The organism is Rhizobium sp. CB2179 (assembly GCF_057653455.1).
In genome coordinates this window covers 658,532-673,371 of record NZ_CM172781.1, presented here as the reverse complement: position 1 = coordinate 673,371, position 14,840 = coordinate 658,532, and the positions used below count along the sequence as shown (strand labels likewise).

General features: G+C 61.7%; 18 protein-coding genes. 8 read left to right on the top strand and 10 right to left on the bottom strand.

Annotated features, from left to right (window positions below):
• Window positions 1-95 precede the first annotated feature (95 nt).
• The 3 genes from AC244Q_RS03225 to AC244Q_RS03215 all read left to right on the top strand — a co-directional run bounded on the left by AC244Q_RS03225 (window position 96) and on the right by AC244Q_RS03215 (window position 1,728).
• Window positions 96-830, top strand: a complete 735-nt coding sequence (locus AC244Q_RS03225) for an SDR family oxidoreductase (RefSeq protein WP_017993175.1) — start codon at window positions 96-98, stop codon at window positions 828-830.
• Between the two features lie 143 nt (window positions 831-973).
• Window positions 974-1,363 (top strand): nuclear transport factor 2 family protein, encoded by a 390-nt coding sequence (locus AC244Q_RS03220; protein WP_017993174.1) that lies wholly within the window; start codon window positions 974-976, stop codon window positions 1,361-1,363.
• 11 nt (window positions 1,364-1,374) lie between these two features.
• Window positions 1,375-1,728, top strand: a complete 354-nt coding sequence (locus tag AC244Q_RS03215) for a DoxX family protein (RefSeq protein ID WP_012756335.1) — start codon at window positions 1,375-1,377, stop codon at window positions 1,726-1,728.
• A gap of 99 nt (window positions 1,729-1,827) precedes the next feature.
• Here AC244Q_RS03215 and AC244Q_RS03210 read toward each other — a convergent pair whose 3' ends face one another.
• Window positions 1,828-2,313, bottom strand: a complete 486-nt coding sequence (locus AC244Q_RS03210; RefSeq protein ID WP_011650769.1) for a peroxiredoxin — start codon at window positions 2,311-2,313, stop codon at window positions 1,828-1,830.
• An 81-nt stretch (window positions 2,314-2,394) separates the two neighbouring features.
• Window positions 2,395-3,258, bottom strand: coding sequence for a protein-disulfide reductase DsbD domain-containing protein (locus AC244Q_RS03205; RefSeq protein WP_128407859.1), 864 nt, complete (start codon window positions 3,256-3,258; stop codon window positions 2,395-2,397).
• Window positions 3,259-3,399: 141 nt separating this feature from the next.
• Between AC244Q_RS03205 and AC244Q_RS03200 the strand changes: the two genes are divergently transcribed.
• The 3 genes from AC244Q_RS03200 (at window position 3,400) to AC244Q_RS03190 (ending at window position 5,546) form a co-directional block, all read left to right on the top strand.
• Window positions 3,400-4,005 carry a YqgE/AlgH family protein gene (locus AC244Q_RS03200; protein ID WP_128407860.1) on the top strand — a complete coding sequence of 202 codons (606 nt, stop codon included), beginning with the start codon at window positions 3,400-3,402 and terminating at the stop codon, window positions 4,003-4,005.
• Between the two features lie 114 nt (window positions 4,006-4,119).
• Window positions 4,120-4,311 (top strand): CsbD family protein, encoded by a 192-nt coding sequence (locus AC244Q_RS03195; RefSeq protein ID WP_003584739.1) that lies wholly within the window; start codon window positions 4,120-4,122, stop codon window positions 4,309-4,311.
• Window positions 4,312-4,460: 149 nt separating this feature from the next.
• The gene (locus AC244Q_RS03190; RefSeq protein WP_012756332.1) at window positions 4,461-5,546 is read left to right on the top strand and encodes a zinc-binding metallopeptidase family protein; all 1,086 of its coding nucleotides are present in this window, start codon (window positions 4,461-4,463) and stop codon (window positions 5,544-5,546) included.
• A 170-nt stretch (window positions 5,547-5,716) separates the two neighbouring features.
• Here the strand turns inward: AC244Q_RS03190 and AC244Q_RS03185 are convergent, their stop codons facing one another.
• Window positions 5,717-6,283 (bottom strand): flavodoxin, encoded by a 567-nt coding sequence (locus tag AC244Q_RS03185; protein ID WP_012756331.1) that lies wholly within the window; start codon window positions 6,281-6,283, stop codon window positions 5,717-5,719.
• A 25-nt stretch (window positions 6,284-6,308) separates the two neighbouring features.
• Window positions 6,309-7,505, bottom strand: coding sequence for a (R)-mandelonitrile lyase (locus AC244Q_RS03180; RefSeq protein ID WP_012756330.1), 1,197 nt, complete (start codon window positions 7,503-7,505; stop codon window positions 6,309-6,311).
• Between the two features lie 257 nt (window positions 7,506-7,762).
• On the opposite strand from AC244Q_RS03180, the gene AC244Q_RS03175 reads away from it, so the two are divergent.
• Entirely contained in the window at window positions 7,763-8,656 is an 894-nt protein-coding gene (locus tag AC244Q_RS03175; RefSeq protein WP_012756329.1) for a LysR family transcriptional regulator, read from the top strand.
• A gap of 47 nt (window positions 8,657-8,703) precedes the next feature.
• Here AC244Q_RS03175 and rnhA read toward each other — a convergent pair whose 3' ends face one another.
• The 5 genes from rnhA to AC244Q_RS03150 all read right to left on the bottom strand — a co-directional run bounded on the left by rnhA (window position 8,704) and on the right by AC244Q_RS03150 (window position 12,560).
• Window positions 8,704-9,159, bottom strand: coding sequence for a ribonuclease HI (gene rnhA, locus AC244Q_RS03170; protein ID WP_011650766.1), 456 nt, complete (start codon window positions 9,157-9,159; stop codon window positions 8,704-8,706).
• On the bottom strand, window positions 9,156-10,121 hold the full coding sequence (locus AC244Q_RS03165) for a homoserine kinase (RefSeq protein ID WP_113545764.1): 966 nt from the start codon (window positions 10,119-10,121) through the stop codon (window positions 9,156-9,158). Before AC244Q_RS03165 ends, rnhA begins: the two co-directional genes overlap by 4 nt.
• Before the next feature lie 68 nt (window positions 10,122-10,189).
• On the bottom strand, window positions 10,190-11,191 hold the full coding sequence (gene ispH / locus AC244Q_RS03160) for a 4-hydroxy-3-methylbut-2-enyl diphosphate reductase (RefSeq protein ID WP_011650764.1): 1,002 nt from the start codon (window positions 11,189-11,191) through the stop codon (window positions 10,190-10,192).
• A gap of 240 nt (window positions 11,192-11,431) precedes the next feature.
• Window positions 11,432-12,187 (bottom strand): SURF1 family protein, encoded by a 756-nt coding sequence (locus tag AC244Q_RS03155; RefSeq protein WP_113545765.1) that lies wholly within the window; start codon window positions 12,185-12,187, stop codon window positions 11,432-11,434.
• Window positions 12,180-12,560 (bottom strand): DUF983 domain-containing protein, encoded by a 381-nt coding sequence (locus AC244Q_RS03150; protein ID WP_003545995.1) that lies wholly within the window; start codon window positions 12,558-12,560, stop codon window positions 12,180-12,182. The genes AC244Q_RS03155 and AC244Q_RS03150 overlap by 8 nt, the downstream gene beginning before the upstream one ends.
• 236 nt (window positions 12,561-12,796) lie before the next feature.
• On the opposite strand from AC244Q_RS03150, the gene AC244Q_RS03145 reads away from it, so the two are divergent.
• Window positions 12,797-13,438, top strand: a complete 642-nt coding sequence (locus AC244Q_RS03145; RefSeq protein WP_128407861.1) for a chloramphenicol phosphotransferase CPT family protein — start codon at window positions 12,797-12,799, stop codon at window positions 13,436-13,438.
• A 494-nt stretch (window positions 13,439-13,932) separates the two neighbouring features.
• Here AC244Q_RS03145 and AC244Q_RS03140 read toward each other — a convergent pair whose 3' ends face one another.
• Complete coding sequence (locus AC244Q_RS03140; protein ID WP_012756324.1) at window positions 13,933-14,811, bottom strand: cytochrome c oxidase subunit 3; 879 nt, start codon at window positions 14,809-14,811, stop codon at window positions 13,933-13,935.
• Window positions 14,812-14,840: the final 29 nt, after the last annotated feature.

Below are 14,840 nucleotides of genomic sequence, written 5' to 3'. Positions count from 1 at the left end.
ACAGACATAATTTCCCATGCAATTTCACGATGCGTTGCTGAGCAACGTCATTGCAAACAGCCTCGCCCTGCGAGCGCGCCTGCTTGGGAGATAGAATGTCCACAGATCAAAAAATCGCGCTCGTCACCGGCGCGACCCGCGGCCTTGGTTTTGAAACGGCTCGACAGCTCGGCCGGGAAGGCGTCTTCGTCCTTCTCGGCGCACGCGATCTTGCCGCAGGCCAAGCAAAGGCCGAAACATTGCGTGCAGAGGGATTGGCGATCGAAGCGATCGAGATCGACCTCAATCGCCCTGAGACGATCGACGCTGCCGCATCATCGATCGGCGAGCGGTTCGGCAGGCTCGACATCCTGATCAACAATGCGGGAATCCTGCTGCTCGACACCGACGATTTCCCCAGTATGGCCTCCATCGAAACCCTGCGCGAATCCTATGAGGTCAATTTCATCGGAATGGTGATCGTGACCCAGAAACTGTTGCCGCTGATCCGCAAGGCGGTGAGTGGGCGCATCGTCAACCTTTCCAGCAGCGTGGGTTCGCTTTGGTGGACGGGCGATGCAAATAATCCGTCCCCCGACGTCAAATGGCTTGGCTATGCCGCCTCCAAGGCGGCGGTCAACATGCTGACCGTGCAGCTTGCCCTTGAGCTGAAAGATACGCCGATCAAGGTCAACGCGGTCTGCCCCGGCTATGTCATGACCGAATTGAACCGAGGCGGCGGCTACATCACGATCGAAGACGGCGTTCGCGCCCCGGTCAAATATGCTTTGCTTGATGATGCCGGACCGACCGGCCAGTTTTTCAACACCAATGGCCCGATCAACTGGTGACGGCCTGCGGCCCCGCGCTTGGATAACCCGGCATGCGCCGGACCGTTCAGCGACACGGGGATGTTGCGTCCTGAGAACGCGGCATCCGCCTTTTCGCCGCGATCGCGAATTCGCACCCCTTCCCCTTTCAAGGACCATGAAACATGAAACCAACGACCGATGACATCGTCGAGATCAACCAGATCCTCTCGCTCTGGGCACACCTCGTCGACAATCATGCGTGGGACAGGTTCGGTGAAGTCTTTACCGAGGATGCACATTTCGACGCGGGCGTTTTCGGCTTTGCGCCGGTCACAGGCATTGCAGCGATCTGCCATATGGCCAGCCAGGACGGCCATGCGACGGCCCATCACACGACGAATGTGCACGTTCAGGAAGGCGCGGGCGACGAAATCGTCGCCGTCTCGAAGGGCCTTGGTCTGTTGTCGAACGGGGCAGTGGCGAGCGTGACCTATACCGACCGGCTGCGGCGGACGCCGGAGGGCTGGCGTTTGGCGCGCCGCACTCTCGCGCTCCAAGCGCCGTCGCATTGAGGTCGCCCCCTATGTCTCTCGTCAACCTATCCCTGGCAAACGTCATTGCCTGGCTGCTTGCAGCCTTCTTCTTCGTCGGCGCCTATGGCAACACTTTCGTCAGCCCCGAAATTGCCGCGGACTACGCCCGCTGGGGCTATCCGGAAAGCTTTCACTATCTGACCGCCATCTGTGAATTCACGACCGCGGTCATGCTCATCTTCAAACCGCTCCGCCTCTACGGTTCACTGCTCGGAAGTGCGGTGATGCTGGCCGCCGCGGGCACGGTTCTGTTCCACGGCGAATATGCTCATGCAATTCCGCCCCTGGTGGTGCTGGGTTTTTGCGGGCTCGTCGCTGTTCTGACGATGAGGCGAGCAGGATGATGCCCGCATCCGGCAGCAGGGGCCGCCCGAGAGCGAGCCGATCACACAAGTGAAAAGGGCGACCGAACGGCCGCCCCTTCATCCATCAGGAGTGAACGCTCAGAGCTGTTCCAGCATCGCGGCAGCGCCCGAGACGGTTGCCTGGCCGGGGCTTTCCTCGACGTTGAGGGCTTTCACCACGCCGTCCTCCACCAGCATCGAATAACGCTTGGAGCGAAGGCCGAGGCCGCCGGCGGAGAGGTCGGCGTCGAGGCCGACGGCCTTGGTGAAACCGGCATCCCAATCGGCGAGGAAGTGGATCTTGCCCATGCCGCCGGATGATTGCGCCCAGGCGCCCATCACGTGCCAGTCGTTGACGGCGACGACGGCGATGTCGTCGACGCCCTTGCCGAGGATGGTGTCGCGGTTTTCGAGATAACCCGGCAGGTGGTTCAGCGAGCAGGTCGGCGTGAACGCGCCCGGCACGGCAAAGAGCACGACGCGCTTGCCGGCGAAGAGCTGATCGGTGGTGATTTCGACCGGGCCGTCAGCCGTCTTTTCCTTGAAGGTGGCGGCAGGAAGCTTGTCGCCGATCGCGATGGTCATGGTTTTCTCCTTGAGTTCTGGATTGGGAGTTCTGCTTGACGGCGGGCGCCGCAGGGGATCGGAGGCGACTATAGGAGCCCATCATTGAAAGGCAAGTGTGGTCTCCATCGCCCTCTCGCCGTCGATGACCAGCACGCCCCAGCGCTTGCCGGATATGTCGTAATTCTCAGGCAGTTTGCCGATGGTGACATCGACCTTGAAGGTGGCGCCGTCGCGCTTGCCGCCGATCTGCTTGGTGAAGGCATGGCCGCTCGGGCCGGTGACGATGATATCCGGCGCGTCCGTCCCCTCGCCAGGCCCCTCGCCCGGCCCCCCGCCCGGCAGAGCGAGTGTCAGCGACAGCGTCTTCCTGTCGGGCGACATCGCATGCGCCGTCACGTCGAAATCCGGCGATGGCGGCTTCGGCAGCCTCGCATCGGCGGCCTGAAGTATCCCCTCCTCTTGCGGGTGCGACTGGATGGCGGGGCCAAGCTTCAGCTGCAAATTCGCCTGGAAGGGAATGCAGATATCCTTGCAGATGCCGATGAAGGCGGCAGCATCGATCGTAACCGGGCCTTTGCCGGCCGCCGTCAGCGACAGCGGCAGCGTCACCGGCGCGTCATAGGCGATATCCTCGATCGCGCCGTTGAAAAAATGCTTCGGAACGGGATAGGCGATGGCATCGAGCGTGACGCCGCTTTCCGCCGCGACAGTGATTTGGGGCGGAATGCCATTGCCGCCGGGTTCTTTCCAATAGGTGATCCAGCCGGGCTTCGGCTCGATCTGAAGGGCGGCGCGGATTTTGCCGGCGGCATCGGGGGCGAGCGCCACGAGGCGCATGCGGCCGCCCTCGTTGTCCGCCCAGGCGCTCATTTCCGCATGGGCGGAATAAAACGGGAGAAGGGCTGCGACCGCTGACACAACCACGATCAAAAGCCTGCGCGGGCCTGAGGAAATAACCATCATGGAACAAAGGTTTACCGAATGTGCCGCTTGGCCGCCAGAAGTCGCGGCGATTTAAATCTTCATTTTCAGTTGATTGATGTGTGACATTGGCCCATGTTTCTCTTGTCGAGGCCTTGGTGCGGTCTAGCAGCAGGAGGAACGATGTCCTTATTGACGCTGAAGAACAGACGGGAACGTGGCTTCTTCGATGGCCAGTTCCTCATCGCCATGCCGGGCATGGAAGACCGCAATTTTGCGCGCACGGTCATCTACATCTGCGCGCATTCGGATGCCGGCGCCATGGGCTTCGTCATCAACCGGCCACAAAGCCTCACCTTCACCGATGTGCTGCTGCATCTCGACATGATCAAGCAGGAAGATTCGATCGTGCTGCCGAAGCGGGCGCGCGACTTCCCGATCCAGACCGGCGGCCCGGTGGAAAGCGGCCGCGGCTTCGTGCTGCATTCGGACGATTATTCCAGCGACTCCAGCATTCCCGTCAGCGACGACATCTGCCTGACGGCGACGCTCGATATCGTGCGCGCCATCTCCAAGGGCGATGGGCCGACGCGGGCGACGATGATGCTCGGCTATTCCTCCTGGTCGGCCGGCCAGCTCGAAAGCGAGGTCGTCAACAATGGCTGGCTCACCTGCCCGGCCAACGAGGAATTGATTTTCGACCGCAGTCTCGACGACAAATACGAGCGGGCGCTCGCCGGCATGGGCGTGACCGCTGCGATGCTTTCGGCCGAAGCCGGCCACGCTTAAGAGACTGGCCTGACGATCGCTGACCTGACGGCAGCGGGAACGAATAGCCGCGAGTGACGTTTCATTTCGGCAAGCATGGACAAGAAGCCCATGCCGACCAAGGAGACATCACATATGGGTAGCACCAGCGACAAGATTTCCGGTAAGGCAAACGAAATTGCCGGCAAGACCAAGCAGGCCGTCGGCAAGGCCGCGGACGATCGCGAAATGCAGGCCAAGGGCGCTGTCCAGGAAGCCAAGGGCAAGGGACAGGTCGCAACCGGCAAGGTCAAGGACAAGCTCAAGGGCGCCGTTGACCGGCTCTGAGCGACAGCACTAAGACGCCCAAAGGACGCTGTGCTTCCGATTTAAGGAATGCGCAGTAGACGCTCATCCTTTATCACCATGCCTGTTGCGCCCCTCGCGCGGCAGGCATTTTTAGTCTGCCACCCTCATGCTCTGCAGAGATTGACCCAATGAAGCTTTTTGCCTGCGACAACTGCGATCAGGTCGTCCACTTCGACAACCGTCGATGCGTGCGTTGCAACCATCGCCTCGGCTTCCTGCCCGGCGATCTCGCCATGCATGCGCTGGAACCGCGCGACGAGACACTCTGGCAGCTCGTTTCCAATCCCGACCGCGACGTTCGCTTCTGCGCCAATGCCAGTCTCGATATCTGCAACTGGCTGGTGGACGGCGACGGCGAGAGTGAATTCTGCGTTGCCTGCCGCCACAACCGGCTGGTTCCGAACACCGACACCCAGGACGGCATCGATCGCTGGCGGCGCATCAGCCAGGCCCAGCGTCATCTGTTTTATTCGCTGCTGCGCTGGAAGCTGCCGCATCCGGATCGGGCGCAAGACCCGCAAGGCGGCCTGGTCTTCGATTTCCTCGAGGATTCGATAGAGAGCAACGGCTATGTCGTGCCGGCTATGACCGGCCATGAGGAAGGCCTGATCACCATTCGCGCCGCAGAGGCCGACGATGCGACGCGCGAACAGGCGCGCAGCTCGATGAACGAACCCTATCGTACGCTGCTCGGCCATTTCCGCCACGAGGCCGGCCATTTCATCTGGAACAAGCTGGTGCGCGATCGGGGCGGCCTTGCCGATTTCCGCAGGGTCTTCGGCGACGAACGGCAGGATTATGCGACAGCCCTGCAGACCCACTATGCCGGCGGCGCGCCCTTGGGATGGCAGGACGATTTCATCAGCGCCTATGCGGCATCACACCCCTGGGAGGATTTCGCCGAATGCTTCGCGCATTACCTCCATATCGTCGATACGCTCGAAACGGCGCGCGCCTTCGGCATCGCCATCGATCCGCGCGGCCATGAGGAAATATCAGGCGAGGTGGATTTCATCCCCTACAGGGCAAGAAGCGCCGAACAGTTGGTCAGCGCCTGGGTGCCGCTCAGCATCGCGATCAACGCCATCCAGCGCAGCATGGGCCAGCCCGACTCCTACCCCTTCGTGCTGTCCACGCCGGTCGTGGCAAAACTCGAATATCTGCACCGGCTGATCCAGGGCGCGGCGACGGCGCCGCAGCAGCGGGCGGCGTGAGCTACTGGAAAGCCGTCGCATCGCTGCCGTGAGGCGCCGCAATATCCCACCGTCGGGTGAGTGCCCGCCTGACGGAAGCCGACCCGCTATCCCGCTGCACCAGCGGGAAATTTGGGTTGGAACCGATCCTCACCCTCCGTCATCCCAGGCCCTGTGGAGCTAATTCTTATTCAACCCAGCCAGCTCCTCACCTGTTCCATCGTCCGGCGTTCCTGGTCCGCTTCCAAGGAGAACGGCGGCTCGATCGTAGCACGCGGCGCCAGGGAGCTGATCACTTCAAGGCTGTTTCCAAGGCCGTAACCGCCATGAGTGATGAAGGGGCGGATGATCTTGCCCGAAAGATCATGAGACCGCAGAAATGAGCGGATAACAGGCGGTGCCGTTGTTCCCCAAATCGGGAAGCCCAGGAAAATCTCCCGATACTGATCGAGGTTGGCAACCAGTTGAACCAAGGGCGGGAGGAAGCCTTGCTCGGTTTCCCGGCGAGCCTGGGCAACAGTTTCCTCATAGTCTTCCGGATAGGGCTCGGCCGGCTGAAGTTCAATCAGCGCGGCCTGCCGTGCCCGGCGGACCTGCAGGGCAATGACCCGTGTGTTGCCTGTCCGGGTAAAATACGCGACCAGCGTGTTCGCGGACGGAGTTTGCTGAGCCCCAGCGCCTGCGGAGGTCATAGCCAGCCCGATCGCCGCCAGGGGCAGCGATGTGAGAAAGTGCCGGCGTGCGCTCGATTTCTGCATGCGCTTTTTCCTCGCAGCTTGTCGGTCAATTATCGGCCTGGCGACCTTGGCTATAGTCCTCGGCAGCGACTTTCTCCATCCAGGTCACGCTGTTACCGTCGAGTGCTTCCGATACCGCAAAATGCACCATCGCTTGATCTGCCGACGCACCGTGCCAGTGTTTTACCATCGGGGGGATCCAGACGATGTCACCCGGTTCCATGACCTGGACCGTGCCGCCTTCCTTCTGGACCCAACCTCGGCCGGAAACGACAAACAGCGTCTGACCGAGCGGGTGCGAATGCCAGGCCGTATGGGCGCCGGGTTCGAAGGCAACCGTGGCACCGCCAATGCGGGCAGCGCCATCACCCTTGTAAGCGGCCGATACCTGGACCTTGCCGGTGAAACGCTCGGCTGGACCGCTTACCGGTTGGCTGCCGCGTTTGACCACCTTGATATCTGCTTCTGCCGGATTGCTCGCGGCGGAAGCTTGACGGCTGGCGAAGACGGTTTTGAGAACCGGCACTGCCGACATGGCGCGAGGCCAACCGGCATAGAACCCGGCGTGGGTAATAGCTTCAGCTGCCTCTTGCCGGCTGAGACCGTTATCCATGGCGCGGTTGAGATGGAAGGCCAGTTGGTCAGACTGCCCCATCGCCACCAGAGCGGCCACCGTAACCAGGCTGCGATCGCGGGCCGACAGATCCGGGCGCTGCCACAGATCGCCGAACAATGCCCGGTTTGTCAGGTCGGCAAGCGCCGGCGCGGTAGGCGCCACCTCGGCGTCGACGGACGCGCTGCGGGCGGCTTCCGTTGCGGCATCGAACTGAACGCGTGTGTCATCGCTGTCCGCCACGGGCGCGATCTTCAGCTCGTCAAAAACCTTCTTGATCTCCGTCACAGCCGATATCGCATTGGGCCAGCCGGAATAAAATGCGAGATGCGTGACGACCTCGCCGACTTCCCTCGGCTCGATACCATTTTCGAGGGCGCGCTTTACATGGTTGGCAAGGACGTGCCCCTTGCCGGTTGAGATCAGTACCGAAATGGTGACCAGGCTGCGGTCGCGCGGGCTCAGATCGCCGCGCTTCCAAAACTCGCCGAACAGGACGTCATCCGTGAAATGGCCAAGGCCAGGGGCGACCTGATAGACGGCCGGCGGAGCGACGCGGGGGTTCTGCTGCGCTTCGGCGCCTGCGGCTGCGAATGCCGAGATGGCAAGGCTTGCGGCGACGGTTTTCATGGTGATCTCCTTGTTGACTGTCCGCTCCGACATAGGATCGGAGGACACGCCGGATTAGGCATCGGATTCCGAAAGGGGCTATATCCGCCATTCATGAAAGGGGCGGCCTGCGGGACGCCGCTCCGCTGGGCAGTTGGTCCGCGGGCCTTTGTTCCTGGCGGATCAATAGGCCGCTGGCTGTCGAGGAGAATTTACTCCTGGCTGATTACTCCGACTAGATGCTAGGATCAAAATGGACTTATATTGAGGATTCATGAATGAAGCGCGATGAACTGGGTGACCTGGCGGCCTTCCTGACGGTCGCTGAAGAACGAAGCTTCACACGTGCGGCCGCGCTGCTGGGGACCTCGCAATCGTCCCTCAGCCATACAGTGCGCCGACTGGAAGATCGCATGGGCCTCCGGCTCCTGACGCGGACGACCCGCACCGTTGTTCCAACCGAGGCCGGAGAGCAGCTGGCCGAAACGCTGCGGCCTGCGTTCAATGATATCCGCAGCCGGCTGGATGCACTTGGCGCTATGCGTCATGCGCCGGGAGGCACGATACGCATCACTTCGATCCGGCATGCCGCAGAAACGATCCTCATGCCTGCCGTAAAGGGATTGATGCAGTCCTACCCGGATATCAACATCGAGATCTCTGTCGACAGTCGGCTGATTGATCTTGTGAACGAGCGCTTCGACGCCGGGGTCCGACTTGGGGAGCATATCGAAAAGGATATGATCGCGCTCAAGATCGGACCGGAAATGCGGATGCTGGTCGTTGCCTCGCCGGATTATTTCGCACGGAACCCGAAACCGGCCACGCCGCATGACCTGACGCAGCACCGCTGCATCAATCTCAGGCTTGCAACGGTTGGCGGCTTGTACGCCTGGGAGTTCGAAAAAGACGGCAAGCCGCTGAATGTTCGTGTTGAAGGTCAGTTCATCTGCAACGACGTCCCGATGATCGTCGATGCGGCGCTCGGTGGTTTTGGTCTGGCATGCCTGCCAGACGATTACCTGCTGCCGCTGATCCGTGAAGGAAAACTGGTGCCCGTGCTGGAGGACTGGTCACCGCCATTTCCTGGATATCACCTTTATTATCCGAGCCGACGCCTTGCTTCCCCCGCATTCTCGCTTCTGGTGAATGCATTGCGTTATCGCAGTTAATTTCGCGCTCAATGTCGCCGAGACGCGTAAAGGCAAATGCGCAGGACTTAAAACGAAACCGCCTTGCCCTTCTTGAAAGGCTCCATGCCCTTGCGGGCGAGTTCGTCGGCGCGTTCGTTTTCCGGGTGGCCGGCGTGGCCCTTGACCCAGTGCAGCGTCACCTTGTGGCGGTCACGGGCCGCCTCCAGCGCCTGCCAGAGTTCGGCATTCTTCACCGGCTTCTTGTCAGCGGTCTTCCAGCCGTTTTTCTTCCAGCCGAAAATCCACTTGGAAATGCCGTCCTTGACATAGGCGCTGTCGGTATAGAGATCGACCTCGCAAGGGCTCTTCAAGGCCGACAGCGCCGAGATCGCCGCCAGCAGTTCCATGCGATTGTTGGTCGTATCCGCCTCGCCGCCGCAAAGCTCCTTTTCGACATCGCCATAACGCAGCACCGCGCCCCAGCCGCCGGGGCCGGGATTGCCGGAGCATGCGCCGTCAGTGAAGATATCGACGTGTTTCATAGGCTCAATCCGTATTCGGCGGGCGATTTGATCTGGCGGTGGAAGCGCAGCTTGCGGAGATATTCGAGCGGGTCCTTCTTGGTGACCATGGCGCCCTCAGGCGTCGTCAGCCAGTCATAGAGCCGGGTCAGGAAGAACCGCAGCGCCGACCCGCGCGACAGCACCGGTAGGGCTGAGATTTCGGCCTCGCTCAGCGGCCTGACGCTCTGGTAGCCCTCGAGCATCGCCGTGCCCTTGGTGATGTTGTAGGCGCCGTCCTTCTCGAAGCACCAGGCATTCAGGCAGATCGAGACGTCATAGGCGAGCAGGTCGTTGCAGGCGAAATAGAAATCGATCAGGCCGGAGAGCTGGTCGCCGAGAAAGAAGACGTTGTCGGGGAAGAGGTCGGCGTGGATGACGCCGGCCGGCAGGCCACTCGGCCAGGCGGCGGAGAGGAAATCGAGTTCGCTGCGGATCTCGGTCTGCAGGCCGGACTCAACCTCGCCGGCGCGCACTTCGGATTTTTCCCACAGCCCCCGCCAGCCGTCGATCGACAGCGCATTCGCCCGCTTCAACTCGAAACCATCGCCGGCCACATGCATCTCGGCCAGCGCCTTGCCGACTTCGCGGCAGTGTTTTGCCTCCGGCTTTCTCAGCCACATGCCTTCGAGGAAGGAGATCAGCGCCGCCGGACGGCCGGACAGTGAGCCGAGCAGCGCGCCATCGCGGCGCGGCAGCGGCAGCGGGCAGGACAGGCCGCGGGCGGAAAGATGCTGCATGAAACCGAGGAAGAAAGGCAGGTCGCTCTTTTCCACCCGCTTCTCATAGAGCGTCAGGATCAGCGGATCCTTGGAGGTGTGAAGCAGGAAGTTGGAGTTTTCGACGCCTTCGGCAATGCCCTTGTAGGAGAGCAGCGTGCCCGCGTCATATTCCGTCAGGAACCATTTCAGATCGTCTTCGGCGATATCGGTATAGACTGCCAAGTGAGGTCTCGCCTTCATGCCTGTTGATATTGGATTTGCCGGAGTGGACGCCAGGCCGAAAGGCCGATCTAGCCGTTGACGAAGGCCATGTCGGCTGCCGTCAGCTCGATATTGCGCAGTTCGCGGTTGACGAGGAAATTTTCGGTTTCCTGCACCGTTTCGGCCAGTTCGACGCGGGCGTCGAAGCGGGCGCGGAAAGCCTCGATGATCTCGTTGACGATGACCTCGGGTGCCGAGGCGCCGGCCGAGAGGCCGAGCGTCGAAATCGCGCCGATCTCGTCCCAGTCGAGCTCGGCGGCGCGCTGCACGAGGATGGATTTCTTCGCCCCTGCCCTGAGCGCCACTTCGACGAGGCGCTTGGAGTTGGAGGAGTTCGGCGCGCCGACGATGATGAAAAGATCGCAGCCGGGCGCTGCCTGCTTCACCACTTCCTGGCGGTTGGTCGTCGCATAACAGATCGAATCGGCTGCCGGCGCCGTCAGGTTCGGGAAGCGCTCGTGCAGGCGGGTGATGACGCCGGCCGTATCGTCGACCGACAGCGTCGTCTGGGTGACATAGCCGAGATTGTCGGGATCGACGGGGACATAGGCGTCGGCATCCTCGATCGTCTCGATCAGCGAGACCGATCCCTCCGGCAGCTGACCCATCGTGCCGATCACCTCGGGATGGCCGGCATGGCCGATGAGGACGACATGGCGGCCGAGGCGATTGTGGCGCATCGCCTGCTTGTGGACCTTGGAGACCAGCGGGCAGGTGGCGTCGAGATAGAAGAGGTTGCGGCTTGCCGCATCCTCGGGCACGGATTTCGGCACGCCGTGGGCGGAAAAGACCACCGGCTGGGCGCGATGTTCGGCCGGGATCTCGTCCAGCTCCTCGACGAAGACGGCGCCCTTGGCTTCCAGCCCTTCGACGACATAGCGATTGTGGACGATCTCGTGGCGCACATAGACCGGCGCACCATAGGATTTCAGCGCCAGCACGACGATCTGGATGGCGCGGTCGACGCCGGCGCAGAAGCCGCGCGGGCCGCAGAGCCTAATCGTCAAAGGAGGTTTCGCCGCAATATTCATGTCTGTTCCGTCAAATTCCTCATTCCTGTGCTCGTCACAGGAATCCAGCCACGGCGCGTCGGCGCCGTGAATGACTGTCAAAATCCAAGTCCACCTACCGCGCCCAAGGACTTGGGCGCACTGGATTCCTGTGACGAGCACAGGAATGAGGGAGAACTCGGCAACGTCCAGCTTCAACAGCAACGTCCCGCGTGGGGCTAAGGGACCTCTAGCCCAATATGGTCGAGAATTGAAGTGATACTATTGCTGAGGTGCCTTGGCACCCTTGCGAAACCAGGAGATCGCCACCACGACAACGAGCACGGCGGCCAGCCCGTACCAGGTGAAAGCATATTGCAGATGGTCGTTCGGCAGATCCACCTGGGTGACGCCGCCGATCGGCAGGCCGGCCGGATTGGGGGTGGAATCGGCATCGACGAAGAAGGGAATGACGATCGCTTTCGCCAGCCCGACGCTCTCGGCCATGACGTCGAGATCCTTCCAGTAGAAGATGTTCTTGGCGACGTCGTTGTCAGGCACCACCCAGGAAGGCTTGCCGGGAAGCTTTTCGCGCGCCAGGCCGGTGACGGTCTGCTGATCCGTCAGCTGGCCCTGCATGCGCATTTCCGGCTCCTTGTTGTCGAAGGGAACGAAGCCGCGATTGACGAAGAGAATGCGCCCGTCGGCAAGCTCCAGCGGGGTATAGATGTAATAGCCGGTCTGGCCGCGCCAGGTGGCGAAGAAGTGCCGCTCCTTGTTGTTGATGTAGCGGCCGGTGGCGGTCACCTTGCGGTATTCGATATCGCCGCCTGCAGCCGCCATCGCCTCGATATCGGCAAGCGGCACGGGGCTTGCTGCCTGGCGCGCGGCGATATCGGCGATAAGGCCCTCCTTCCAGTGCAGGCGCTCCACCTGCCAGGTGCCGAGCGAAATCAGGATGGCAAGGGCAATCAGCACCAGGATGCCGGTGAAAACCGGCAGCCGGCGGCGCGGCGCGGCATGGTCGATATCAGTCACTCAGGCGTCCTTCGCGGGCATTATGGCGGTATTGCATGGCGATCAGGATGCCCTTGAACCAGCGCAGCGTCAGTAGCGACAGGATAATCGTCAACGGAGCAAAGAGCAGGATATGCACCCAGATCGGCGGCCCGTAATTCACCTGCAGCCACAGCACCATGCCGATGACGATGAAGCCGACGATGAGGATGACGAAGACGGCCGGGCCGTCACCGGAATCGGCGAAGGAATAATCGAGGCCGCAGGCGGCGCAACGCGGCTTTACTCCGAGCAGTCCGTCGAAGAGTTTGCCCTGGCCGCAGCGTGGGCAGCAGCCCTTGATGCCTGTTTTCACCGGATCGACGGGCGGAAAATGGGCGCTGTCCTCGTTCATTCCATTCCTTCTGGCAGCCTTGGCGGCCGCGGCCTTTTTCGATGCTGCCTTAACTCTCCCATAAATTATTCGCAGGACGAAGGGAAATGCCCGCGTGATTTCGTCCCGCCGATAGTTCTTCGCATCGGAATCGATGTGAGGAACTATCAGCAATTCAAAGTGTTACAGCGTCCTTGCCACGTCTGAATTGTCGCGCGGCGCTGTAATGATTCGCGCCAAACAGAAGAAGAAGACTGATGATCAATGATAGCCATTCCGTGCAAATCATTATCCTGAACGGCGCGCCGCGGAGCGGCAAATCAAGCATCGCGCGCGCGGTACAGGAACACTTCGAGGGGCCGTGGATCAACCTCGGCGTCGACAGCTACAATGCCATGACACCGAAGCGCTACCTTCCGGGCATCGGACTGCGGCCGGGCGGCGAACGGCCGGACCTGGAGGAACTGGTGCCGTTCTTTTATGCAGCACTCTACGAATCGATCGCCATCCATGCCAGCCTGGGGCTCAATGTCATCGCCGATCTCGGCCACCATGACAGCTATTCGCAGCCACTCGGCATCCTCGGCGATTGTGCCCGGCGACTGGAAGACTTTCCCGTGCTGTTCGTCGGCGTGCGCTGTCCGATCGAGACGATCATGCAGCGGCGCGACATTGTCCAGGAGGGGCGCGAGACGCTTTATCTCAGCGCCACGGAGGACGTGCCCGTTCCTGAACCGGTGCAACGCTGGCAGGACGAGGTGCATCGGCCCGGCATCTACGACATGGAGGTCGATACCTCAGTGCTGACACCGCTCGAATGCGCCGAGGCGATCCGCCACCAGCTGGACCTCGGCATTCCCCAGCCTTCGGCGTTCGAACGGATTGCCGGCGCGCGCTGAGGCGATGAAAAGCGGGAGCCCTTACCTCGGCCGAAGAGGTTGCCGATGGCAGCCCCTCATCCGCCTGCCGGCACCTTCTCCCCGCTCGCGGGGCGAAGGAAATATGCTGCAACCTCTCGATTCCCTCTTCTCCCCAGCGGGGAGAAGGTGCCCGTAGGGCGGATGAGGGGGCCGGCGAAGCCGGTCTTTCCAACAACATTCATGCGCGATTCGACCGCGCTCGCGTCGGCATGGCGGGATAGTTGAGATGAGAGGGCCTGCCGCGTGGCCCCCTCATCCGACCCTTCGGGCCACCTTTGCCTGGGTTGAGCCACCGGTCTCAACCCGTCCTACGGACCCCCGCTGGGGAGAAGAGGACACATGCCGCAGCCTCTCCGTTCCTCGCCCGCTCTCGCATGGCACGTCCCTCGTCTCCGGAAAGGTGCGGGCTGTCGCGGATCCCACCAACAAAAAAGGCGGGCACCAGGCCCGCCTTTTCTCAAGTTTCGTTCCGATCATCCGGCTGCGACGGGTGCGCCCCAGCCGCCCCAGACGTAGATGCAGAAGAACAGGAAGAGCCAGACGACGTCGACGAAGTGCCAGTACCAGGCGGCCGCCTCGAAGCCGAAATGCTGTTTCGGGGTGAAGTCGCCGCGCAGCGCACGGATCAGGCAGACAGCCAGGAAGATCGTGCCGACGAGGACGTGGAAACCGTGGAAGCCGGTCGCCATGAAGAAGGTCGCGCCGTAGATCGAATTCTTGAAGGCGAAGGGCGCGTGGGCATATTCATAGGCCTGGACGCTGGAGAAGAAAATACCGAGCAGCACCGTCAGCGTCAGGCCCTGGATCAAGCCCTTGCGGTCGTTGTGCAGCAGCGCATGGTGCGCCCAGGTGACCGTCGTGCCCGACAGGAGCAGGATGACGGTGTTGTAGATCGGCAGATGCCAGGGATCGAGGACTTCGATGCCCTTCGGCGGCCAAGTGCCGCCGGTATAGAGCAGGCGCGAGGCCTGGATCGCTTCGTTCGGATAGAGGCTGGCGTCGAAATAGGCCCAGAACCAGGCGACGAAGAACATCACTTCCGAAGCGATGAACATGATCATGCCGTAGCGCAGGTGCAGCGAGACGACGCGGGTGTGGGCGCCCTCATGGGCTTCCTTCACCGTATCGGCCCACCAGCCGTACATGACGTAGAGCACCAGCGCGAAGCCGATGTAGAAGAGCCAGGGATTGGCGAGCTCCGCGCCGGCGACCTTGAACGAGCCGCCGTTGAGATAACGCATGTAGCAGACGCCGCCGATTGCCATGATGAAGGCGCCGAGCGAGGCGAGAATCGGCCAAGGGCTCGGATCGATGATGTGATAGTCGTGATTCTTCTGGTGAGCATCGGCCATGTCGTTATCCCCGGATGTCTTCCTTCACT